Annotated in this window: 18 protein-coding genes; 14 read left to right on the top strand and 4 right to left on the bottom strand. The window is 44.8% G+C overall.

The features are described from left to right. Positions 1-26: 26 nt before the first annotated feature. From HMPREF9010_RS13290 to HMPREF9010_RS13355, 14 genes are all read left to right on the top strand, one after another. Positions 27-1,316 (top strand): inositol-3-phosphate synthase, encoded by a 1,290-nt coding sequence (locus tag HMPREF9010_RS13290; protein WP_004314280.1) that lies wholly within the window; start codon positions 27-29, stop codon positions 1,314-1,316. A 161-nt stretch (positions 1,317-1,477) separates the two neighbouring features. Further along, complete coding sequence (locus HMPREF9010_RS13295) at positions 1,478-1,957, top strand: phosphatidylglycerophosphatase A (RefSeq protein WP_004326579.1); 480 nt, start codon at positions 1,478-1,480, stop codon at positions 1,955-1,957. Between the two features lie 14 nt (positions 1,958-1,971). After that, positions 1,972-2,439: a GtrA family protein gene (locus HMPREF9010_RS13300; protein ID WP_081104589.1), complete on the top strand. Its 468-nt coding sequence runs from the start codon at positions 1,972-1,974 to the stop codon at positions 2,437-2,439. A gap of 103 nt (positions 2,440-2,542) precedes the next feature. Continuing rightward, positions 2,543-3,193 (top strand): CDP-alcohol phosphatidyltransferase family protein, encoded by a 651-nt coding sequence (locus tag HMPREF9010_RS13305; protein WP_004311317.1) that lies wholly within the window; start codon positions 2,543-2,545, stop codon positions 3,191-3,193. A gap of 124 nt (positions 3,194-3,317) precedes the next feature. Then, positions 3,318-4,235 (top strand): phosphatase PAP2 family protein, encoded by a 918-nt coding sequence (locus HMPREF9010_RS13310; protein WP_008997347.1) that lies wholly within the window; start codon positions 3,318-3,320, stop codon positions 4,233-4,235. A gap of 108 nt (positions 4,236-4,343) precedes the next feature. Continuing rightward, positions 4,344-5,354 carry a lysylphosphatidylglycerol synthase transmembrane domain-containing protein gene (locus HMPREF9010_RS13315; protein WP_004311315.1) on the top strand — a complete coding sequence of 337 codons (1,011 nt, stop codon included), beginning with the start codon at positions 4,344-4,346 and terminating at the stop codon, positions 5,352-5,354. 133 nt (positions 5,355-5,487) lie between these two features. Next, positions 5,488-6,660, top strand: a complete 1,173-nt coding sequence (locus HMPREF9010_RS13320) for an iron-containing alcohol dehydrogenase (RefSeq protein WP_008648741.1) — start codon at positions 5,488-5,490, stop codon at positions 6,658-6,660. 219 nt (positions 6,661-6,879) lie between these two features. Then, complete coding sequence (locus tag HMPREF9010_RS13325; protein WP_008648740.1) at positions 6,880-10,017, top strand: SusC/RagA family TonB-linked outer membrane protein; 3,138 nt, start codon at positions 6,880-6,882, stop codon at positions 10,015-10,017. Positions 10,018-10,025: 8 nt separating this feature from the next. Next, complete coding sequence (locus HMPREF9010_RS13330; RefSeq protein WP_004304210.1) at positions 10,026-11,585, top strand: RagB/SusD family nutrient uptake outer membrane protein; 1,560 nt, start codon at positions 10,026-10,028, stop codon at positions 11,583-11,585. A gap of 12 nt (positions 11,586-11,597) precedes the next feature. Next, a complete protein-coding gene (locus HMPREF9010_RS13335; protein WP_008648739.1) occupies positions 11,598-12,323 on the top strand; it encodes a DUF4843 domain-containing protein in 726 nt (241 codons plus the stop codon). Between the two features lie 9 nt (positions 12,324-12,332). Then, entirely contained in the window at positions 12,333-13,973 is a 1,641-nt protein-coding gene (locus tag HMPREF9010_RS13340; RefSeq protein WP_008648738.1) for a PKD-like family lipoprotein, read from the top strand. A 55-nt stretch (positions 13,974-14,028) separates the two neighbouring features. Then, the gene (locus HMPREF9010_RS13345) at positions 14,029-14,985 is read left to right on the top strand and encodes a fimbrillin family protein (RefSeq protein WP_004314313.1); all 957 of its coding nucleotides are present in this window, start codon (positions 14,029-14,031) and stop codon (positions 14,983-14,985) included. Between the two features lie 42 nt (positions 14,986-15,027). Continuing rightward, positions 15,028-17,595: a zinc-dependent metalloprotease gene (locus tag HMPREF9010_RS13350; RefSeq protein ID WP_008016862.1), complete on the top strand. Its 2,568-nt coding sequence runs from the start codon at positions 15,028-15,030 to the stop codon at positions 17,593-17,595. Between the two features lie 274 nt (positions 17,596-17,869). Beyond that, on the top strand, positions 17,870-19,225 hold the full coding sequence (locus HMPREF9010_RS13355) for an ATP-binding protein (protein ID WP_004314315.1): 1,356 nt from the start codon (positions 17,870-17,872) through the stop codon (positions 19,223-19,225). 127 nt (positions 19,226-19,352) lie between these two features. On the opposite strand, the gene HMPREF9010_RS13360 is transcribed toward HMPREF9010_RS13355, so the two are convergent. The 4 genes from HMPREF9010_RS13360 to dnaB all read right to left on the bottom strand — a co-directional run bounded on the left by HMPREF9010_RS13360 (position 19,353) and on the right by dnaB (position 22,353). After that, complete coding sequence (locus HMPREF9010_RS13360; protein WP_004314316.1) at positions 19,353-19,802, bottom strand: N-acetylmuramoyl-L-alanine amidase; 450 nt, start codon at positions 19,800-19,802, stop codon at positions 19,353-19,355. A 72-nt stretch (positions 19,803-19,874) separates the two neighbouring features. Next, positions 19,875-20,168, bottom strand: a complete 294-nt coding sequence (locus tag HMPREF9010_RS13365; protein ID WP_008648736.1) for a hypothetical protein — start codon at positions 20,166-20,168, stop codon at positions 19,875-19,877. 121 nt (positions 20,169-20,289) lie between these two features. Further along, positions 20,290-20,784 carry an HU family DNA-binding protein gene (locus HMPREF9010_RS13370; RefSeq protein ID WP_004314318.1) on the bottom strand — a complete coding sequence of 165 codons (495 nt, stop codon included), beginning with the start codon at positions 20,782-20,784 and terminating at the stop codon, positions 20,290-20,292. A gap of 189 nt (positions 20,785-20,973) precedes the next feature. Beyond that, positions 20,974-22,353 (bottom strand): replicative DNA helicase, encoded by a 1,380-nt coding sequence (gene dnaB, locus HMPREF9010_RS13375; RefSeq protein WP_004314319.1) that lies wholly within the window; start codon positions 22,351-22,353, stop codon positions 20,974-20,976. Positions 22,354-22,394: the final 41 nt, after the last annotated feature.

The raw sequence follows: 22,394 nt of genomic DNA, 5'->3' as shown, positions 1-22,394 counted from the left end.
TTTAGTTTAATTTTAATAGAATAGAAATGAAACAAGAAATTAAACCCGCTACCGGGCGTCTTGGCGTCTTGGTAGTCGGAGTGGGTGGTGCGGTAGCTACCACGATGATTGTAGGTACACTAGCCTCTCGCAAGGGACTGGCAAAACCGATAGGATCTATTACACAGTTAGCCACAATGCGCATGGAGAACAACGAAGAAAAACTCATCAAGGACGTTGTGCCCTTGACGAATTTGGAAGACATTGTTTTCGGAGGATGGGATATTTTCCCGGACAACGCATACGAAGCTGCTATGTACGCCGAGGTTTTGAAAGAAAAAGACCTGAATGGAGTAAAAGAAGAGTTGGAAGCTATCAAACCGATGCCGGCTGCTTTCGATCACAACTGGGCAAAACGTCTGAACGGTACACACGTGAAGAAGGCTGCTACCCGTTGGGAAATGGTAGAACAACTTCGTCAGGATATCCGCGACTTCAAAGCTGCTAACAACTGCGAACGCGTAGTGGTGCTTTGGGCTGCAAGTACTGAAATTTACATTCCGCTGTCTGACGAACACATGTCACTCGCTGCTTTAGAGAAAGCAATGAAGGAAAACAATACAGACGTGATTTCTCCGAGTATGTGTTACGCGTATGCTGCTATTGCAGAAGGTGCTCCGTTCGTAATGGGGGCTCCTAACTTGTGTGTGGATACTCCTGCTATGTGGGAATTCTCTAAACAAAAGAATGTACCTATCTCCGGTAAAGACTTCAAGAGTGGTCAGACACTGATGAAAACCGTATTGGCTCCGATGTTCAAAACCCGTATGCTGGGTGTGAACGGTTGGTTCTCTACCAATATCCTCGGTAACCGCGATGGTGAAGTGCTCGATGATCCGGATAACTTCAAGACAAAAGAAGTCAGCAAGCTGTCTGTAATCGACACTATCTTCGAACCGGAAAAATATCCGGATCTCTACGGAGATGTTTATCATAAAGTACGTATCAACTACTATCCTCCCCGCAAAGACAACAAAGAAGCATGGGACAACATCGACATCTTCGGATGGATGGGCTACCCGATGGAAATCAAGGTGAACTTCCTTTGCCGCGACTCTATCCTTGCAGCTCCTATCGCTCTTGACCTTGTGTTGTTCAGCGACTTGGCAATGCGTGCAGGCATGTGTGGCATCCAGACTTGGTTGTCATTCTTCTGCAAGAGCCCGATGCACGATTTCGAACATCAGCCCGAACACGACTTGTTTACACAATGGAGAATGGTAAAACAGACATTGCGTAACATGATTGGTGAAAAAGAACCTGATTACTTAGCTTAATCAGTAACCCCAAATAATAAGTTGAGATTGAGATTTACCATCCTATAAAGACTGGTGGATGCTCAACCTCAACTTTTACTTTTTTATTGTACAAATTCCCCATTCGTTGGGGGACTCGTGACACAACCGACTCGTAGTTTGTAATTAGTAATTAGTAATAAATGAAGCGTCCTCCCTTTCTACCTGTTTTTATAGGCACGGGCTTTGGCTCCGGTTTTTCTCCTTTTGCTCCCGGCACGGCTGGGGCGTTACTGGCTTCTATCATTTGGATTGCACTTTATTTTCTCCTTCCTTTCTCTTGGGTATTATGGCTGACTGCCGCTTTGGTGATTGTATTTACATTCGCCGGCATTTGGGCTGCCGATAAGCTGGAGACTTATTGGGGAGAAGATCCTTCGCGTGTGGTAGTAGATGAGATGGTGGGAGTGTGGATACCGTTGTTGGCTGTTCCCAATGATGACAAATGGTTTTGGTACGTGATTGCGGCTTTTGCCTTGTTCCGCATCTTTGATATAGCCAAACCGTTGGGCATACGTCGTATGGAAAGCCTGAAAGGTGGGGTAGGGGTCATGATGGACGATGTTTTGGCGGGAGTGTATAGTTTTATATTGTTAGTGGGAGCGAGATGGGTGATTGGCTGAAAAAAGTTGCACGGATGATTTCCCAGAAAGGCGGCATCTTCATGTTCTTGAGGGCGCAGCTTTCTGCTCAAATGGCAACTATTGCAGACTTTCTCGTTACGATTCTTCTAGTCAGGCTGTTTGATGTCTACTATGTATATGCTACCTTGGCGGGAGCTATCTATGGAGGAATCGTTAATTGTGTTATCAACTATAAATGGACTTTTAAATCGAAAGGAAAGAAAACACACGTTGCCGTAAAATTTATCCTTGTATGGGTTTGCAGCGTTTGGCTCAATACGTGGGGAACGTATGCACTGACGGAATCATTGGCGAAGATTCCCTGGGTACGCAACACACTTAGCCTGTATTTCGGAGATTTTTTCATTATTCCTAAAGTGGTAGTGGCAGTCATCGTGGCACTGTTCTGGAACTATAATATGCAACGCTTTTTTGTTTACCGGAATATAGATATAAGAAGTTTGTTCGGAAAAAGAAACTGAAAAACGGATTGAAAAGACTGATGAGAAAACGAAAGAATTAGATATATACAGATTGAGAAAACAGAAGATTTAGATAAAAATAGCTATAAACAGATTTAAACAGATGAATTACAGAGATTATTTACAACAGTTGATTTATAAGATTATCAATCCCCTGATACGCGGAATGATTAAAATAGGAATCACTCCTAACTTTATCACCACTACCGGATTTATCCTGAATGTAGTAGCGGCAGGTATGTTTGTATATGCCGGCATATATGGCGGACAGAACGATTTGGCCATTATCGGCTGGGCAGGAGGTGTGATTTTGTTTGCCGGACTGTTCGATATGATGGACGGACGTGTAGCTCGCCTAGGCAACATGAGTTCCAAGTTCGGTGCGCTTTACGATTCAGTACTCGACCGTTATAGTGAATTGATGACTTTCTTTGGTATCTGTTACTATTTATCAATGAAAGATTATTTCCTTTATGCACTCATTGCATTTGTGGCACTAATCGGCTCACTGATGGTAAGCTACGTGCGTGCCCGTGCCGAAGGCTTAGGAATTGAATGTAAAGTCGGATTCATGCAACGTCCGGAACGCGTAGTGCTGACCAGTCTCGGAGCTTTGTTCTGTGGCGTTTTCAAAGATATCACCGCTTTCGAACCAATCCTGATTATGATTGTTCCTCTGGCTTTTGTTGCCCTGTTTGCCAATATCACGGCATTTGCTCGTGTGAGACATTGCTACAAAGCGATGAAAGAATGAATTAATTTACTATTGGACGATTTACTATTTACATCGTACATCCTAAATAAGTACATCGTAAATAGTCCAATAGTAAATAGTCTAGTTGTCTAATCAAAACATTATAATGATAAAGAATATTCAAATGCCGTCGAAGAGAGAAGCCCTGACTGTGACAGTCATTATGGCTCTTTTCCTTTTGCTGACAAGTATCTTCATCGGGCTTCGTTCCGAGCACCTGTTAATGGCGGTACTCTATTTAGTTTTATTTTTTGCCGGATTACCTACTCGTAAGTTGGCTGTGGCCCTGTTACCTTTCGCCATTTTTGGAATCTCGTATGACTGGATGCGTATTTGCCCCAACTACGAAGTGAACCCGATTGATGTGGCCGGACTGTATAATCTCGAAAAGTCTCTTTTCGGAGTAATGGATAATGGTCTTCTGGTTACTCCTTGCGAATACTTCGCTGCACACAACTGGCCGATAGCGGACGTTTTTGCCGGAATCTTCTACCTTTGTTGGGTTCCCGTTCCCATCCTGTTCGGTCTTTGCCTGTATTTCAAGAAGGAAAGAAAAACCTACCTTCGCTTTGCGTTAGTATTCTTGTTTGTCAATTTGATTGGTTTTGCCGGTTATTATATTCATCCGGCCGCTCCGCCTTGGTATGCCATCAACTACGGTTTCGAACCGGTATTAAACACACCGGGTAATGTTGCAGGATTGGGACGCTTTGATGCATTCTTCGGAGTAACCATCTTTGATTCTATCTACGGGCGTAATGCTAATGTTTTCGCGGCAGTGCCTTCACTGCACGCGGCCTATATGGTAGTTGCATTGGTGTATGCCATTATTGGTAAATGCAGGTGGTATGTGGTTACTCTTTTCTCTATTATCATGGTCGGCATTTGGGGAACAGCTATTTATTCATGCCATCATTATATCATTGATGTATTACTTGGCATCTCTTGCGCGTTAATCGGTTGGCTGGTATTCGAATACATATTGATGAGAATCCCGGCGTTCAAAAGATTCTTCGAAAGATATTATACGTATATAAAGTAAGATTATATGTGAATAAAGTGAGATATATACCCATACAAAAAGCAAGTATATACTCATATAAAAGCAGATATATACCCATATAAAAAATAGATATAAGTCTCACAAATAGTGAAGAACAAGTACCGTAATATATTTCTCGCTTTTGGTATCATTGCCGTTCTGATAATGATATTCACTTTTGATATGGATTATCAGGAGCTTTGGCTGAATTTGAAGCGTGCAGGGGTATATTTACCTTTGGTTTTGTTGCTATGGCTGTTTGTCTACCTTATTAATACAGTATCGTGGTACATCATCATCCGTAGTGGTGGTAAGACGGGGTTTTCATTTGTCCGGCTCTACAAATTCACAGTAACAGGTTTTGCGCTTAATTACGTGACTCCTGTTGGGCTGATGGGAGGCGAACCATATCGCATTATGGAGCTGAAACCCTATATAGGAATAGAACGCGCCACCTCTTCCGTGATTCTTTATGTGATGATGCATATCTTTTCCCACTTTTGCTTTTGGTTAAGTTCAGTGTTGCTTTACGTTTGTCTCTATCCGGTGGGGTGGATGATGGGGATAATCCTAGGAGCTATTACTGTCTTTTGCCTGCTGATTGTTATTCTTTTTATGAAAGGCTATCGGCAGGGGATGGCTGTGGCTTTCGTCCGTATGGGTGGTCGTATTCCTTTTCTGAAAAAGAAAGTATTTCATTTTGCAAACGCGCATAAAGAGAAGTTGGAGAATATAGACAAACAAATTGCCCTTCTCCACCAACAAAAGAAACAAACCTTTTATAGCGCCCTCATACTGGAATATACCGCCCGTGTAGTCAGTTGTCTTGAAATATGGCTGATACTGAACGTGCTGACCACCCATGTCAGCTTTGCCGACTGCTGCCTGATTGCGGCTTTCTCTTCTTTACTTGCTAATCTGCTGTTTTTCCTGCCTATGCAATTGGGAGGTCGTGAAGGTGGCTTTGCCCTCGCCGTAGGCGGCCTTTCCCTTTCCGGAGCTTACGGAGTCTATGCCGCTTTGATTACCCGTGTACGCGAAATGGTCTGGATTGTAATCGGACTTGTACTAATGAAAGTAGGAAATTTTAAACAATCAAAAGAAAGATATTCTGCTTAAATTTATAACTTTGTCTGATCTATAAAGACCCTTATGAAGGGCTCTATAAAAGAACTTATAGAAAAACTTGTCAAAGGAGTTCTATCTGGATCTATAGAAAAGACTGACGAAAAGACCTATAAAGAAAACGACAATGAATAATTTTATCTTTTACAGCCCTACTGAATTCGTGTTCGGTCGGGATACGGAAGCGCAGACCGGAGTGTTAGTACAGAAATACGGTGCACGTAAAGTGATGATTGTTTATGGCGGCGGTTCCGTGATACGTAGCGGCTTGTTGGCCCGTGTTGAGAAATCATTGCAGGAAACAGGTATTCCCTATTGTATGCTGGGCGGTGTACAGCCTAACCCGATAGACACGAAAGTGTATGAAGGAATCGACCTCTGCCGGAAAGAAAACGTAGACATGATGCTCGCCGTTGGTGGTGGCTCTGTGATTGATACGGCGAAAGCCATTGCAGCCGGAGTTCCTTACAACGGAGATTTCTGGGATTTCTACATCGGAAAAGCCATTGTGACGAAAGCATTGAAAGTAGCCGTTGTGTTAACGATTCCTGCTGCCGGAAGCGAAGGTTCCGGTAACACCGTCATCACGAAAGTCGATGGCTTACAGAAATTAAGCCTCCGTGCTCCCGGTATACTACGTCCTGTTTTTGCCGTGATGAACCCCGAGCTGACCTACACACTTCCTCCTTTCCAAACCGCCTGCGGCATTGCCGATATGATGGCACACATCATGGAACGCTATTTCACCAATACAAAAGAAGTGGAAATAGGCGACCGCTTGTGCGAAGGTACACTGCTTACCATCATCAAAGAGGCAACTACCGTCATGAAAGACCCCGAAAACTACGGAGCCCGTGCCAATCTGATGTGGTGCGGAACGATCGCCCACAATGGAACCTGTGGTGTAGGTTGTGAAGAGGACTGGGCTTCCCACTTCCTCGAACATGAAATCAGCGCCATCTATAACGTGACTCATGGTGCCGGACTCTCCGTAATCTTCCCTGCCTGGATGACATGGATGACAGAACACAATGTGGATAAGATAGCCCAATACGCCATCCGAGTGTGGGGAGTGGCAGAATCAGACGATAAAAAGGCGGTAGCCCTTGAAGGAATTTCCCGTCTGAAATCCTTCTTTACTTCCATCGGCCTGCCTGTGACCTTCAAAGAACTTGGCATTGAGAATCCCGACATCGACCGCCTTGCAGATAGTCTGCACCGGAATAAAGGTGAATTGGTAGGCAACTATGTCAAATTAGCGAAACAGGACAGCAAAGAGATATACCGTCTGGCATTATAAAAAAACAGATATAACCGACAGCTGCATCATTTGCCTTTTGATAGAGGATAAATGATGCAGTTATTCTTTTTGCTATTGATTAATACCTAAACAGAAGCAAAAAGATTTTGCTTTAATTATATTTTGGTATAATAGTTGTGTAAAATACCTAAAATTCGTGATTGCTCCGTCTATCATATAAGAATACTTTTGCGGGTGTAATAACTATATATATCCGTTATGCAAAAGCTAAATTCCGGGGCTTTGAATAGAATCTTATTGTTTGTATACATTTTATCACTATCTACTAATGCAATAGCCCAAAACAAAAATAATTCAAAAGAGACATATCTTCTTCCTCCACACGGAAATTATGTTTATGGCCGGGTGATTGAGAAACTCTCTAAAGAACCGATGGTAGGAGTGACGATTCGTTTGGATGGTCATTCTACTGGTGTAATTACCGATATAAACGGTTGCTATGTATTGACCCTGCCCGAAAAAGGCGGTCTGGTTATCTATTCCTACATCGGTTTTGAAACCCGTAAAATCAAAGTCACTTCCCGGCAGAAAGTCGATGTGCAGATGGTAGAAGCTACCGAAAGTATTCAGGAAGTGATTGTAACCGGCTATAACTCCATACAGAAAGAAAGTTTCACTGGAAATACCACAAAGATAGAGAAAGAAGACCTGTTAAAAGTCAACCCGAACAACCTGATTTCGGCCATTCAGACTTTCGATCCCTCTTTCAGAATACAGGAGAATCTGGCTGCTGGTTCCGATCCCAACAGCCTGCCTCAATTCGTCTTGCGTGGTCAGACCGGTATCGGAGAAACGACACTTGGGCAGACCTCCACCTCCTCCATTTCGCGGGAAGTGCTAAGCGGTAATTCCAACCTGCCTATCTTCATACTGGACGGCTTTGAAGTCGATGTAGAAAAGATATACGACCTCGATATGAATAGCATCCACAGCATCAATATCCTGAAAGATGCTGCCGCCACTGCCATGTACGGTTCACGTGCGGCCAACGGAGTAATTGTCATTGAACGGCGTGCGCCTGAAGCCGGAAAGTTCCGTGTACAGTATTCCGGAGTACTTTCTGCCGAACTGCCGGATTTATCCTCCTACAATCTGGTGAACGCCCGTGAGAAGCTGGAAACCGAACGCCTGGCAGGACTATATGACAGCAACACCCCGGAAATAGACCCCTATACCAACGGTTACTACCAACGACTCAATAATGTACTGACAGGTGTCGATACCTATTGGCTTTCTCAAGGACTACGCACGGCTCTGAACCATAAGCACTCCGTTTTCATAGACGGTGGAGAAAACGACGTGCGCTGGGGAGTGGAACTGGGATTCAGAGGAACGGAAGGAGTGATGAAACACTCTTCCCGTAAGAATGCCAATGCCGCTTTTTATGTAGACTACCGCATTGGCGGACTACAAATAAAGAACAAAGTGACCTACACTTATAACAAAAGTACAGATGTCCCCTTCAATTCATTCAGCGATTACTCCCATTTACTTCCTTATATGCGTCTGTATGATGAAAATGGCGATTATGTGCGCCGTCTCGAAAAGTTCGACGGGGCTAGCGGCACACAAGTAAATCCACTGTACGAAATCAACTTCTACAACAGCTTCGACCATTCCGGTTATGATGAAGTAACCGATGATCTTAGTCTGAATTGGCGTATCACCGACGGTCTGCGTCTGCGCGGTCAGTTTTCCGTCCTGATGAGAAATTCTACCGGTGATCTGTACAAAGATCCCGCATCGGCCAGTTATTCAGCCAGTACAGGCAACATCAATGGTGAAAAAACAGAATCCACACAAAAGAGAACAGTGATAGACGGAAGCCTGTCACTCATGTACAACAATACCTTCAAGGGACACAATCTCAATATCTGCTTGTCCTCCAACATGAGACAAACGCAGAGCACTGCTTCCGAAACACGTTACCGGGGATTTCCGGGTGGCGACCTTGTCTCTTCAAACTATGCGGCAGAAGTATACGGAAAGCCCAGCAGCTCCGATAATACCACCCGCTTGGTAGGAGCCTTGCTCACTTCCAACTACACCTACAACAATATCTATCTCGCCGACCTTACAGGACGTATCGACGGTTCTTCCGAATTCGGTTCCGATAAAAGATGGTCCATGTTCTGGTCAACAGGAGCAGGAATCAACATTCATAATTATGATTTTATGAAGTCGAATGAACTCTTTTCCATGTTGAAGTTCCGTGTCTCCTACGGACTGACCGGAAAGACCAACTTCTCCCTCTATTCGGCCAAAGATATGTATCAGCTGCAAACAGACAGCTGGTATCCCACAGGCTACGGTGTATTCCTCTATCAGATGGGAAATCCGAACCTGAAATGGGAACGTAAATACACCCTCGACTATGGAGTTGAAATCGGACTGTGGCACGATAAAATCTATCTGAAAGCCTCTGCCTACGACGAGCGTACCATCGACCTGATAACCGATTATACCATCCCTTCCTCTACCGGATTCACCTCCTACAAAGAAAACATGGGAAAGGTGAAAAACACCGGCGTCGAACTGGAACTGCGGGCACGACTTTACAGTGACAGAAACTGGCTCTTCCAGCTCTACGGCAGCTTTGCAAGAAACAAAAACACGATTATTGAAATCTCCCAGGCAATGCGCGACTATAATAAAAGAGTGGAAGAACTGTTCAGCGGATATAACCCCGAAAGCAGCTCCGATTCAAAATATGCTAAAACATACCTGAAATATTACGAAGGAGCCTCTCTGACCTCTATTTACGGGATGAAGTCATTGGGAATCAGCCCCACAAACGGCAAAGAAATCTACCTTCGCCGGAATGGTGACGTTACCGATGTATGGTCTGCCGACGAATGGACCATTATTGGCGATACAGCTCCCAAGGGACAAGGCTCATTCGGTTATACCCTGTCCTATAAACAGTTATCCATGTTTGCTTCTTTCCTCTATACTTTTGGTGGAGATGCTTACAACAATACCCTCGTCTCCTATGTAGAGAATGCCGACATTAAAAATGACAATGTAGATAAGCGGGTATTGCTCGACCGTTGGCAGAAACCGGGAGACATAACCACCATGAAAGATATTCGTGACCGTAATGTCACCACCGGCGCATCTTCGCGTTTTGTACAGAAAAACAATACCCTGCAATGGAGTTCATTGACAATGAGCTACAATTTCCGTCCCGAACAATTAAAGAAACTCCATCTGTCCGGCCTGCGTCTTTCGTTCACGATGAACGACCTGTTCTATTGGTCTACCATCCGTCAGGAACGGGGACTGGATTATCCTTATTCGCGTTCATTCAATCTGACTACTAACATCATATTCTAACCATACAAATGAAGAAACTAATCAGCCATATACTAATAGCCCTGACAGGAATGTTAGCCGTTTCCTGCAATGCCTGGCTGGACGTAACACCAGAAAATGCGATAGCCGACGACGATCTGTTTTCCACCGGTTTCGGCTACCGGAATGCCCTGAATGGTATCTACACCAATCTGGCGTCCGACGAACTTTACGGTAAGCAACTAAGCTGGGGATTCCTTAGTGCCATCTCCCAGCAATACAATCAAAAGGCGGGAACCATCTCTCCGATGTATGCCGACGCTTCCGAACTTATCTATAACACGGTCGACACCGAACCCGTCGTGACAGCTATCTGGGAAAAAGGCTATAAAGTGATAGCCAACCTGAACAAGCTCATCGAGAACATCCGGCCCACGGACATCTCTTTGTTCGAATACGGAGAAGAAGAGAAAAACCTCATTTACGCCGAAGCCTTGTCATTAAGAGCCATGATGCATTTTGACCTACTTCGCTTGTTTGCTCCTGCAACGGCAACCAATCCTTCGGGCGCCTATCTTCCTTACCGCGATAAATACGAAGCTGCAGTGGTAGAAAAATGCACCGTTACCGATTTTATCGAGAAAGTCCTGAAAGACCTGCTCGAAGCGGAAGACATTCTGCGGAAATTTGACACCGAATACCATCCCGAAGCGATGTATGCTTCACAAATGTACGAGCCTACTCCCGAATGGAATGCCCGCTACCGCTTCAACTCCGGTTCCTATATAGACGATATGGGAGCATTCTTCTGGTATCGTGGCATCCGCTTCAACTATCTGGCATTGCTGGGGTTGAAAGCCCGTGTCTGCATCTATGCCGGTCCTGCCTACTACAAGAATGCCGAGACAGCCGCCAAAGAACTTTACAACACCTATTATCAGCAGAAACGGTGGATAGGCTTTACAGAAGGAGAGAACATTACCTGCAATCTCAATTCCCGATATACAAAAGTCTCCCACGACATATTGTTCGGCTTGTACAAGAAACAGCTGGCTACGGATTATGAACAGGCCGTATGGGGCTCTTCCTCTTCTTCGTCAACCACCCGTTTGCCGTTGGCAAATATCCCTTCCCTGTTTGCTTCGGACAACACGGGCGTATATACCGACTATCGGCTCACCTACCTGATCGGGACTACCAATGAAACCCAGTCGAAGTATTACACTCTGAAGTATAACCCTTCCGTAGAATCAGTAGTAGAAGCAATGGAGAATCCGATGATACCAGTGATCCGGTTCAGTGAAATCTGTCATATCCTGGCGGAGATCAGTAGCTATAATGGCAAGATAACCGAAGGAATCAACTACCTCGAAACAGTTCGAAAAGCCCGTGGAGCTGAACGTACCCTTAGTCTGACAGTCAGCACCCGTGAACAACTGGATGCCGAAATACTGCTCGATATACGGAAAGAAATGATAGGCGAAGGTGGAACCTTCTACACCTACAAACGGATGAACCTCTCCACCGTGCCCGATTCCGACGAGGAAGGAGAAATCAACATGACAGGTTCTTATGTACTTCCATTGCCTACCAGTGAAACAACCAACTAATGCCCGGATAAGATGAAACGAATATTGACATATACCATCTTCTGCCTGCTGTTCGTTCTCACCTCTTGCAGTGAAGAGCAGCTGGACGTTTATAATGGAGACAATTACGTCTATTTTACTTACATGAGCGATAAGTCTCCACAGAAAATAACATTCAACTTTGCTACAGATGCACCCTTGCTTCGAGAAGGAACCGTGAAAGTGAAAATGACACTTCTTGGCTACCTGCTCGAAGAAAATGCCACCTGTGATATTTCCGCAGTGGGAGAGAAAAGCACCGCCCGTTCCGGCATCGATTATGCCCCTTTGACTTCCGGCATCTTCCATAGAGGACTGGCAGAAGACACCTACGAAGTCACCGTCTATCGTAATGAAGCACTGCTCAACACAGAATATACACTTACCCTTTCGCTGGATGCAGTGGAAAACTGTCTGGTAGGCCCGGCAGAATATCAATACGTCACGATTCAAGTGACCGACCGGATTTCCTGCCCTGTGTGGTGGAGCCAGAGTTCAGCGGCCAATCTGGGAGTATACTCGGATATGAAATACCGTGTTTTTATCATTTTCATGGATGGCGAGATACTCGAATCATTGGATAAATACACCGGCATTGAGTTTGTCAATCTGATAGCCGACTTCAAGGCTTGGTGGAAAGACCAGTGGCAGCAAGGCAATTACCAATATTATGATACAGATGGAGTGACACCGCTGTATGAAACCATTCTCGATAACTGACAATAAACTATGAAGCGGAAAACAATACTATTCATTTCAATCCTGCAGCTTCTCGTGATAACCGGCTGTTATGACGATTTGGGAAACTATGGCTATACAAACTCTACCAAAGTCTCTTTTGTGAACTCCGCTTCGTCGGACTACACATTTATGGTAGGCGACCTTTTCGAGATGGATGCTCCCGTCAACTTCTCAACCGACATCGGAAACGTAGACGAACTTTTCACCGTCCAATGGTACTTGAACCGTGAACTGATCTACACTGGCTATCATCTGAAATACCAGTTCGAGAAAGGCGGGACATACGAACTGATACTGAAAGTAATCAATAAGGAAACGAATGAAACATACATCAGCAATAAATATACCTTGACGGGAAAGAACAGTTTCGACTGGGGCTGGATGATTCTCTCCAACAAAGGAGACGGAAAATCTTCTTTATCTTTCATCAATCCCGGCCTCCGGGCTACGCACGATGTAGAAAACATCATCGAAGATGGTCTGGGTACAGACCCGCTCGGGATCTATTACTATTATGTATTAGGCTCTATCTCCGGTTCCTACGTGTCAGGTTTGCCGAAAATCCTGATAAATCAGGGTAGTGGAAGTGTCACGCTAGATGGCAATTCGTTGCAAAAAGACATGTGGCTTGCCCACGAATTTGAAAACCGTAAAGAGCCGGAAGGCTTGAAGATAATGGACTTCGCATTCAAGGAAGAATATTACGTGATTTGCTCCGAACAGGGGGAAGTGTATATCCGTGCCGTAGGCACTGACAATAAAGCGATTCCTTATTACGGGAAGTACGGCGCCATGCCGTATGAGTTTGAGGGAGGTAGCCGTATCACCTGTTTCGCACCGTTCCACAACGTCACTTATTGGTGTGCCGACGAAGAACGTTGTATCTTGTATGATGAGCAAAATGCCCGTTTTATCGGCATTACACATTATCCGCAGTGGGGAGCAGTTTATACTCCTGCCATCGTCTACTTCAAAACATACGATCAGGATTTGGAAGTTCCCTCCGGTGTGTTGCGGGTGAACAATATGGGAGCGGGAACCCGCTGCCTGGCAATAGGGGCTTACGAAAAGAAAGATGTAGCCTCCAACGGCGGGCTGACATTTTGGTCAAACTACGTGTCGCTGATTGACGTGCAGGGAACCGGAAATTATGATTTGCACGAGTTTGCCGTAAAAGACATGGATAATAACTCTCACCTGATAACCGGTACGGATCAATACGGATTCAGCGGCAGCTCCTTATTGACTCCGCAAAGTGTCATTAAGATGTCCTCCAATTTTGAAAAGAACCCTTATTTCTACTTTACCGATGGAGATAAGAATCTCTATATATACAGTATGCAGATGCGCAGCCATATGCTGGCTTACACAGCAGGCAGCTGTATCACCGGCATCAGTGGAAGTCCTGTTGTTTGTGAGTTTTATGGCTATGGGGGAAATAGCACTGATCCGAATTTCCGGCTGGCACTTTCGCAGGAAAATGGGGATATCGCCATCATCGATGTAAACACGAGCCAGATGGTACGTCTCTTCGAAGGTTTTGCTCCCGATTTGGAATTGAAGACTTTTAGCGGGTTTGGCGATGTGAAAGGCATGGTATGGTGCACGAACTATGAAGGAGAATATTAATTGGAAAAAGAAAATAACCTATCAGTAAATAATTAATCATTTAAACGAGAAAAGTATGAAAAATAGACTGTTTTATTTTGCTGCTTGTGTAGCTTTAGTATTGTCTTCAGTAAGTTGCAGCAGTGACGATGGTGAAGAAGAAGATGCAGATATTCCCGTAGTGGGGAAAATTGCTGTTTCCGGTGCTTATAATGTGTATTCCCATGGAAGCCAGGGATGGATTGAAGCGGACAAGATAGGAATATATGTGTTGTCCGATGGCAAACCGCAGGATAACTTGCCGTATGCTCCGTCGGAAGTAGCGGTGGCTACTACTACAGAATTGGATGGTAAAACGTATATAGTATATGATCGTGATAGTCGTGTGACTGAAGATATTACGCTGAATCCTTCTTCCGAACTTGCTGCAGGATTTAAGGGTGGCGATCACACTATTTATGCCTATACGCCCTATAACGCAGCTTCACAAGATTATAAGGCTGTCGCTTTGCCCAACTTAGCTGTGCAGGAGTATTATGAATCAGAGTTTATGCCGCATCGTAATTATAGCTTTGCTTATGCTTCGGCTACTACATCTAGCTATTCTGCTGCAACTGTTTCTTTGGGAGAATTCAAACCATTGTTTTCTCAAATCACTTTACCGGGTGCGGGATGCCCGGATTCTTTTGTCGGTAAGAAATTTACTAAAGTGGTGGTGAGCTGTGACCATCCGATTGCCTACGAAGATGGAGCAACTGTAGATTTGTCGACAGGTAAAATTTCCGGTACTCCGATAAACAGTATTACTTATAATCTTCCTAATGGCGGCTTCGAGATAACTGCCGGGTATTTTGGTGCCAGTTTGGAGACCTGTTATATGATGATTGCCGTACCTTTTGAAACAGGGCTAACTTATACCTATAATTTTACTTTGACAATTGATGGACAGGAATATACTATTTCAGGCAAACCGAATGAAAAGATGTCTAGTATCAACAACTTAAATATGTATGGCATTGCCGGTATCGAATAATTATTATCTTTGTATCTGTATATAAATATTAAAAAAGAAAGCATGAAGAAATTAGTTTCAATTCTGATGATTCTGGCAATGATCGTTCCATTGGCCGGAGCACAATCGACGGACATCTTCAAGAAAAAGAAGAAAAAGAAGAGCAAGACGGAAGCGGTGGATAAAGCCAAGGCTGACTCCATTGCCAAGAGTAAGAAAGATGCTCTGCAACCTTACGCAAAAGTAATCACCGGCAAAGCCAAAACAATGGACGGCTTTTTTAAAGTGCATTACGTAGATGGTAAATATTTCTTCGAAATAGCCGACTCTCTTTTCGGACGTGATATTTTGATTGTGAACAGAGTTGTGAAAGCACCGGTAGACGCGCAGAAACGTAAAGTAGGCTATCCGGGAGATTACATCAGCGACGAAGTGATCCGTTTCGAGAAAGGACGCGGCGACAAACTGTTCGTGCGTGAAATCTCTTATCTCGAACATTCTGCTGATACACTGGGTATGTATCAGGCCGTATTGAACTCCAATGTTCAACCCATTGTGGCCACCTTCCCGCTGAAAACTGTCCGTAAAGAAGGAGAAACTACCAACTATGTGATCGACATGACCGACTATATCCGTAAGGACAACGAAATGTTTTCATTCACCAGCCGGGTGAAAGACAACATCGGAGCGAGCAGCATGGTAGACGACGCCAGTTATATCGACACACTGAAAGCCTTTCCGCAAAACATCGAAATACGTACCGTGCGTACCTTCCAGCGGAAGAAAGGAGGAGGCAGTGGACTTGAGAAACTGCTGGCAGCTTTCTTTGCCACCTCTACCACTCCGTTGACTTACGAACTGAACAGCTCTATGCTATTACTTCCCAAGGAACCGATGAAACCGAGATTGCACGACGACCGGGTAGGTTACTTTGCTGTGAGCTATAAGGATTTTGACGAGAATCCGCAAGGAGTGAAGTATAAAGCGAATATCACCCGCTGGCGTCTCGAACCCAAAGACGAAGACCGCGAGAAATACCTGCGTGGCGAATTGGTGGAACCAAAGAAACCGATTATCATTTATATCGACCCTGTCACTCCGAAGAAATGGGTTCCGTACCTTATTCAGGGAGTGAACGACTGGCAAGCCGCTTTTGAGAAAGCAGGATTCAAAAATGCAATCTTCGGCAAAGAAGCACCGACGGACGATCCTACCTGGAGCTTGGAAGACGCCCGCCATTCGGCTATCGTGTACAAGCCTTCCGATATTCCGAACGCAAGCGGACCTCACGTGCACGACCCTCGCAGCGGTGAAATTCTTGAAACGCATATCAACTGGTATCACAATGTGATGAGCCTGCTTTACAACTGGTACATCGTGCAGGCAGGAGCCATTGATCCGGGAGCACGCAAACCGATGTTCGACGATGAACTGATGGGCGAACTGGTACGTTTTGTATCTTCCCACGAGGTGGGACATACATTAGGACTGCGTCATAACTTCGGTTCTTCCAATACCGTCCCGGTAGAGAAACTTAGAGACAAAATATGGGTGGAAGCCAACGGTCATACACCGTCTATCATGGACTATGCACGCTTCAACTATGTGGCACAGCCGGAAGACAACGTTTCACGTTCGGGAATATTCCCCCGTATCGGTATGTATGATAAATGGGCGATTGAATGGGGCTATCGTTGGATGCCTGAATATGAAACGGCGGAAGCCGAAATACCTCATTTGAATAAGTGGATCATTGAGAAGCTGCGGGAGGACAAACGCTATACGTTCGGAACGGAACTCGACAGAAACGATCCCCGCAACCAGAGTGAAGATTTGGGAGATGATGCCATGCTGGCAAGCTCGTATGGAATCAAAAACCTGAAACGTGTGATGCCTGAAATCATGAACTGGACTTATGAACCGAATGAGGGTTATATGAAAGCTGTCCGTTTGTATCAGAATGTGGTGGGACAATTCGACTTGTACATGGGCCATGTGGCTACCAATGTGGCCGGTATCTACCACAATCCGATTTCTGTGGAACAGACAGACATGAAAGCGGTGGAATATGTTCCGAAGGATATTCAGAAGAAAGCGGTCGACTTCCTGAACAAGGAACTGTTTACCACACCGACCTGGCTGATGGATGATAAACTGTCCGAAAGAACTGGTATCAATACTTTCAATTCGATCTACCGTGTACAGAGCAGTACATTGAAACAACTGCTTAGCAGCCGCACACTTGATAAGATGACGGACAACGAACTGGTCAACGGAGCGAAGGCATACACAGCCAACGATTTGTTCCGTGATTTGAAGAAGAGTATCTGGAGCGATATGCAAGGAGGAAAGAAACCGGATGCTTCCCAACGTAGTTTGCAAAAGACTTATGTCAATGCGTTGATTGGAATGCTTGATAAACCGAAGAACAGTTCCGGTTCGCTCGGAAGTCTGGGTGGTTATTCGCTCGTAGCTTTCGATTTCCCTTCTGAAGCACCGACTATTGCACGCGGACAGTTGACTGATCTTAGAAGAGACCTGACCAATGCGGCAAATGCTTCCAGTGGAATATACAGAAGTCATTATCTGAACTTGAAAGCGTTGATTGATGCTGCATTCGACGTGAAGTAGAAAAATAATTTACGATTAAGTTCATTTACGATTAGACGATTTACGATGTACGATTGGAGTTAGTACATGGTAAGTCGTCTAATTTGTAGATTAGCTGATTGTAAATACGTTCTTTTTGCCCCATATTTACGACAGTATTAGGTGGCTTTGCCCCATTTTTGAAACATGAACGATAGACTTTTGCCCCATCTTTGAAACAAAATCAATGGTATTTTGCCCCATCTTTGGAAATTCTTTATAACTTTGTTGCTGAAAATCAATAAATTTGTGGTTTATGTTTAAAAGAGATATCTTATTTCATCTGGAAAGATGGAAAGACGATACGCATAGAAAGCCTTTGATATTGCGTGGAGCAAGGCAAGTCGGTAAAACAACGGTAGTCAACGAATTTGGAAAGCAGTTTGACAATTACCTGTATTTGAATTTGGAGAAACGGGAGGCAGCATCCTTGTTTGAGTTGAATGTATCTCTAAAAGATTTGATGCCTTTATTTTTTGCACATTGTGGAAAGATAAGGAATGAAGGAACTATATTACTTTTTATTGATGAAATTCAAAATTCAGCAAAGGCAGTAGCGTTATTACGCTATTTCTATGAAGAATTACCTGATATTTATGTAATTGCTGCCGGTTCATTATTAGAAAACCTGATAGATGTACGTGTTTCATTTCCGGTGGGAAGGGTGCAATATATGGCATTGCGTCCTTGTTCATTTCGCGAGTTTCTGGGTGCTGTTGGAGAAGAACCTTTATTATCCGTTTTAGATAAGCCTGAAATCACTCTCGCTTTCCATGATCGTTTGATGTTATTGTTTAATATCTATACGTTGATTGGAGGTATGCCGGAAGTTGTGCAACTCTATGCGGAGCGCAGGGATATTTTATCCTTGGAGTCCACTTATGAAACTCTTTTGCAAGGCTACCGGGATGATGTGGAAAAATATGCTTTGGGAAAACAACTTCCGGAAGTGATTCGCTTTATATTAAAAGAAGGATGGCATAAAGCTGGACAAATTATAACTTTAGGAGGATTTGCTGGTTCGTCTTATAATGCTCGGGAAGTGGGAGAGGCTTTTCGTTTATTGGAAAAGGCGATGTTGCTGGAATTAGTTTATCCGACTACGGCAACGGAAGTTCCGGCCACTCCTGAAATAAAGCGTATGCCCAAACTGGTCTGGTTAGATACAGGATTGGTGAATTATGCGGCACAAGTACAGAAAGAGGTTTTGGGAGCAAAAGATATAATGGATGCTTGGCGTGGTATGATAGCGGAGCAGATTGTAGCGCAAGAACTGTTGACACTGACAGATAAAGTCAGTCAGAAACGTTGTTTCTGGGTGCGTAATAAAAGTGGTTCTAATGCAGAAGTCGATTATGTGTGGGTGCAGGATTCTATGGTTTATCCCATTGAAGTCAAATCAGGGCATAACGCCCACTTGCGTTCCTTACATTCTTTTATGAATCACTCTAATCAGACTGTTGCAGTCAGAATATGGTCGCAGCCTTATGCTGTGGATGAGGTAAAGACGGCAGACGGAAAAGAATTCAAATTGATAAATCTACCTTTTTACCTCGTTGGAAAATTAGACAGCATATTGCGTCGGTTTGAAACAACCTTTGATAACGCGTAGTCTAGCAAAATCATAAGTTAAAGATTAGGCACGGATTACATAGATTTCACGGTTAGTGCTATGCTTGTACAAAGCAACCGTGAAATCCGTGTTATCCGTGCCTAAATTATAATAAAGCTATTTTTTTTTAGACTTTATCCCAATCCGTTTCAGCATTAAAACAGGGACAGGCCTTGATCCATTCTTCCGGTTCTATTTCGCCGTTTCCGTTCAGGTCGGGACTTAGATCCCGATGTCCGCAGATCCGGCAATTCGGATAATCTTTCAATAAAGCGAGAATCAATACCCGGAGCGAATGTTTCTGCCATTCGGTACGGGTATCTTTCGGTTGTCCTTTGCAATCGAGTCCGCCCTCATAGCAGATACCTATACTTTCTTTGTTGAAACCGCGGCTGTGCGCACCAATTCGTTCTATCGGACGGGTAGATTTTATATCCCCGTTCTTGCGGATATAGAAATGATAACCCGTTCCGTTGAATCCTCGTCTGCGATGACAGACGTCCAGGTCATATTCTGTGAAACTCTTGTCTTCGCGCGTAGCGGAGCAATGGATTACTATCAGGTTTATAGTTCTCATGAATGGATTAAATAGATTGAATAGGTTCTGTAAATTGCACAGGTTCCATAATTTGCATTAATTGAATCATTATCATGCCTCTGCTGCACTACGTTGTGCACATTCCTTATTAATACATTGTAAGGCAGCAGCCTGTGCCAGCTGATCTCTTAATGAGAATATCTCCGTATGCATCTCTTTCACTTTCGAGCTAAGGTCGAAATAATCCTTCAACACTTTTTCCAATTGCTGCATCAGAAAAGTATATTGGTCTTTCACCAGTTCGCTGAACTCTTTTACTTCTTGCGCCATTACTTTGCGCTTTTTGCGATTACTGCCCAGAAAGGGCAGGATCGTCATAATGATCTCTATGATTTTATCGAGCATTTTAATAAATTGAGGATTGAAAATTGAGAATTAAAAAATAAATGTAGAAGAAAACAGAAACCGCATGGAGAGTAACTGTAGAAATCACTCTGTAATACCCATGCGGCACTGTTTTTAATGATTAAGCTGCCGGGTCCGGAGCTTCTCCGCTTCCACCGCTACCGCTGTTTCCACCATCCGCGTCTTCTCCGTCACCCTTTCCGGCCAGGATGAAATCGACATTATTCTCGCCTCGGGTAGTGGCATGACTCGTATTCACCAGCTGAAGTGCCTTGTCTGCCACAAAACGAACATTTACTCTGCGGATATTGCGCACCGTGCAATCCTTCTCCTTTTCCGCCCCTTCGCTGCTCAACGTGATATGGAACGTGCCCAATCCGTCGATCTTCACCTTGTCGCCCTGGGTAAGCGACAGGCGCAACTGCTCAACAAAAGCCTCGATGGAATGCTTCACATCTCCTGCTGTAAGCGATGAGTTCGCTTCGATGGCATCGGCCAGCTTGTTGATGTCCATCACTCTCACTGTACCCGATTTCTGGCGTACATAATACAACATCTGTGAATCCGGCTGATTCACATACTTTCTGCGCTGATAGCGCTCCACTAATACATTCATACAATTAAAAAAGTTAAGGTTTAAGTAATAATATTTTCTGTCCTTGTTGACATTACAAATATACGAAATTTGAAAGGGAAAGTCAAGTATTTTGCTATTTATTTTATATCAATAATGAAATAAAAAAAGAAATTCCATACAGCTATATATTGTAATATAAAATTGTATGGAATCGGGGTGAATCTGTATCTATTTAGCATGTTTCAGCATGTATTCCAGCGGTGGGACGTATTCGGTGATTTTTGTCATTGCCGAATTATGCCTGAAGTATACGTTTCCCGTCTCTCCGTTGCGTTGTTTGGCTATGATTGCTATGCCTAGTTCTTCGGTAGGGTAACCGCTTTCGCGGTCGGTTGTTATTCGTGCGAGGGCGGGGCGGTAGAGTAATATCACGACGTCCGCATCCTGCTCGATTGCGCCACTTTCGCGGAGATGTGCCAGTTCGGGGCGGCCTGCGGGGCGGTTTTCCGATTCGCGGTTTAGCTGGCTAAGCAGTACCACCGGTACGTTTAGCTCTTTGGCCAGCAACTTCGCTTTGCGGGTGGCTTGTGCCACTTCCTGTTCGCGGTTGCGGTTGTTTTGGCCGGTTGTCATGTCGCAGAGTTGCAGGTAGTCTATAATGATCGCGTCGCACGCATGTTGGCTTTGCAGCAGTCGCGCGCTGGATCGTACGTGTTCCATGTTGACCGAGGTGCTGTCGTCTACGTGTATCGGCAGACGTTTGAGGTCGGCGGCTGCCGTGCGTGCCTCTGCAAGCTCTTGCGGGCTGACGGTTCCCGACCGCCAATGGCGGGCACTGACTTCGCTGGCTGCTGTCAGCCATCGGTCGGCCAGTCTTTCTCCTTGCATTTCGAGGCTGTAGACGGCTACGGCATGTCCTGCCATGGCTGCGTTTCGTGCCAGATGTAGTGCGAATGCCGTTTTTCCTACGCCGGGACGGGCGGCGATTACCACTAGTTCGCCGTTTTGGAGTCCGGACGTCATGCGGTCCAGGTCTGCCAGTCCGGTAGGGATGCCGGTCACTCCGTTTATGTTGTTGGCAATACGTCCTTCGGCTTCGGTCATGGTGGCGGTCATCAGTTCATCCATGTCCCGCATGTGGTTGTTGTGGCCGAATTCGCCTTCCAGACGGTCGAGCAGGTTGTGCGCGTCCATCAACGAGTCGTCGATGTCCATCGTTTCGTCTAGCGAGCAGGCGAGTAGTTTGTTGAATCCCAAGGTCATTTCGCGTCGTAGATATTTCTCGTGTACGATCTGCGCGTGATATTCGAGGTGGGCGGAAGTCGCCACTTTGCTGCTCAACTGGGTGATGCCGAACGCTCCGCCCGCCTCTTCGAGCTTTCCGCGGTGGGAAAGCTCTTCTTTTACGGTGAGGATGTCTATCTTCATTCCGGCGTGGTACATAGCCAGTATGGCGGCGTAGATCAGTTGGTGGCGCAGGACGTAGAACATTTCGGGGCGCAGCTTGTCGGCTATCAGTGGTATAGCCCTCTGCTCTATCAGGCAGGCGCCGATGATGGCTTCTTCTATTTCGGGAGCCTGTGGTGAAACTCTGTTTTCGGTATTCATAATCAGTGTTTGTTTAATCAGTCTTCGTTTAATTGGGATTC

This window comes from Bacteroides sp. 3_1_23 (assembly GCF_000162555.1).
GTDB lineage: Bacteria > Bacteroidota > Bacteroidia > Bacteroidales > Bacteroidaceae > Bacteroides > Bacteroides ovatus.
This window is presented reverse-complemented; position numbering and strand designations above follow the sequence as displayed.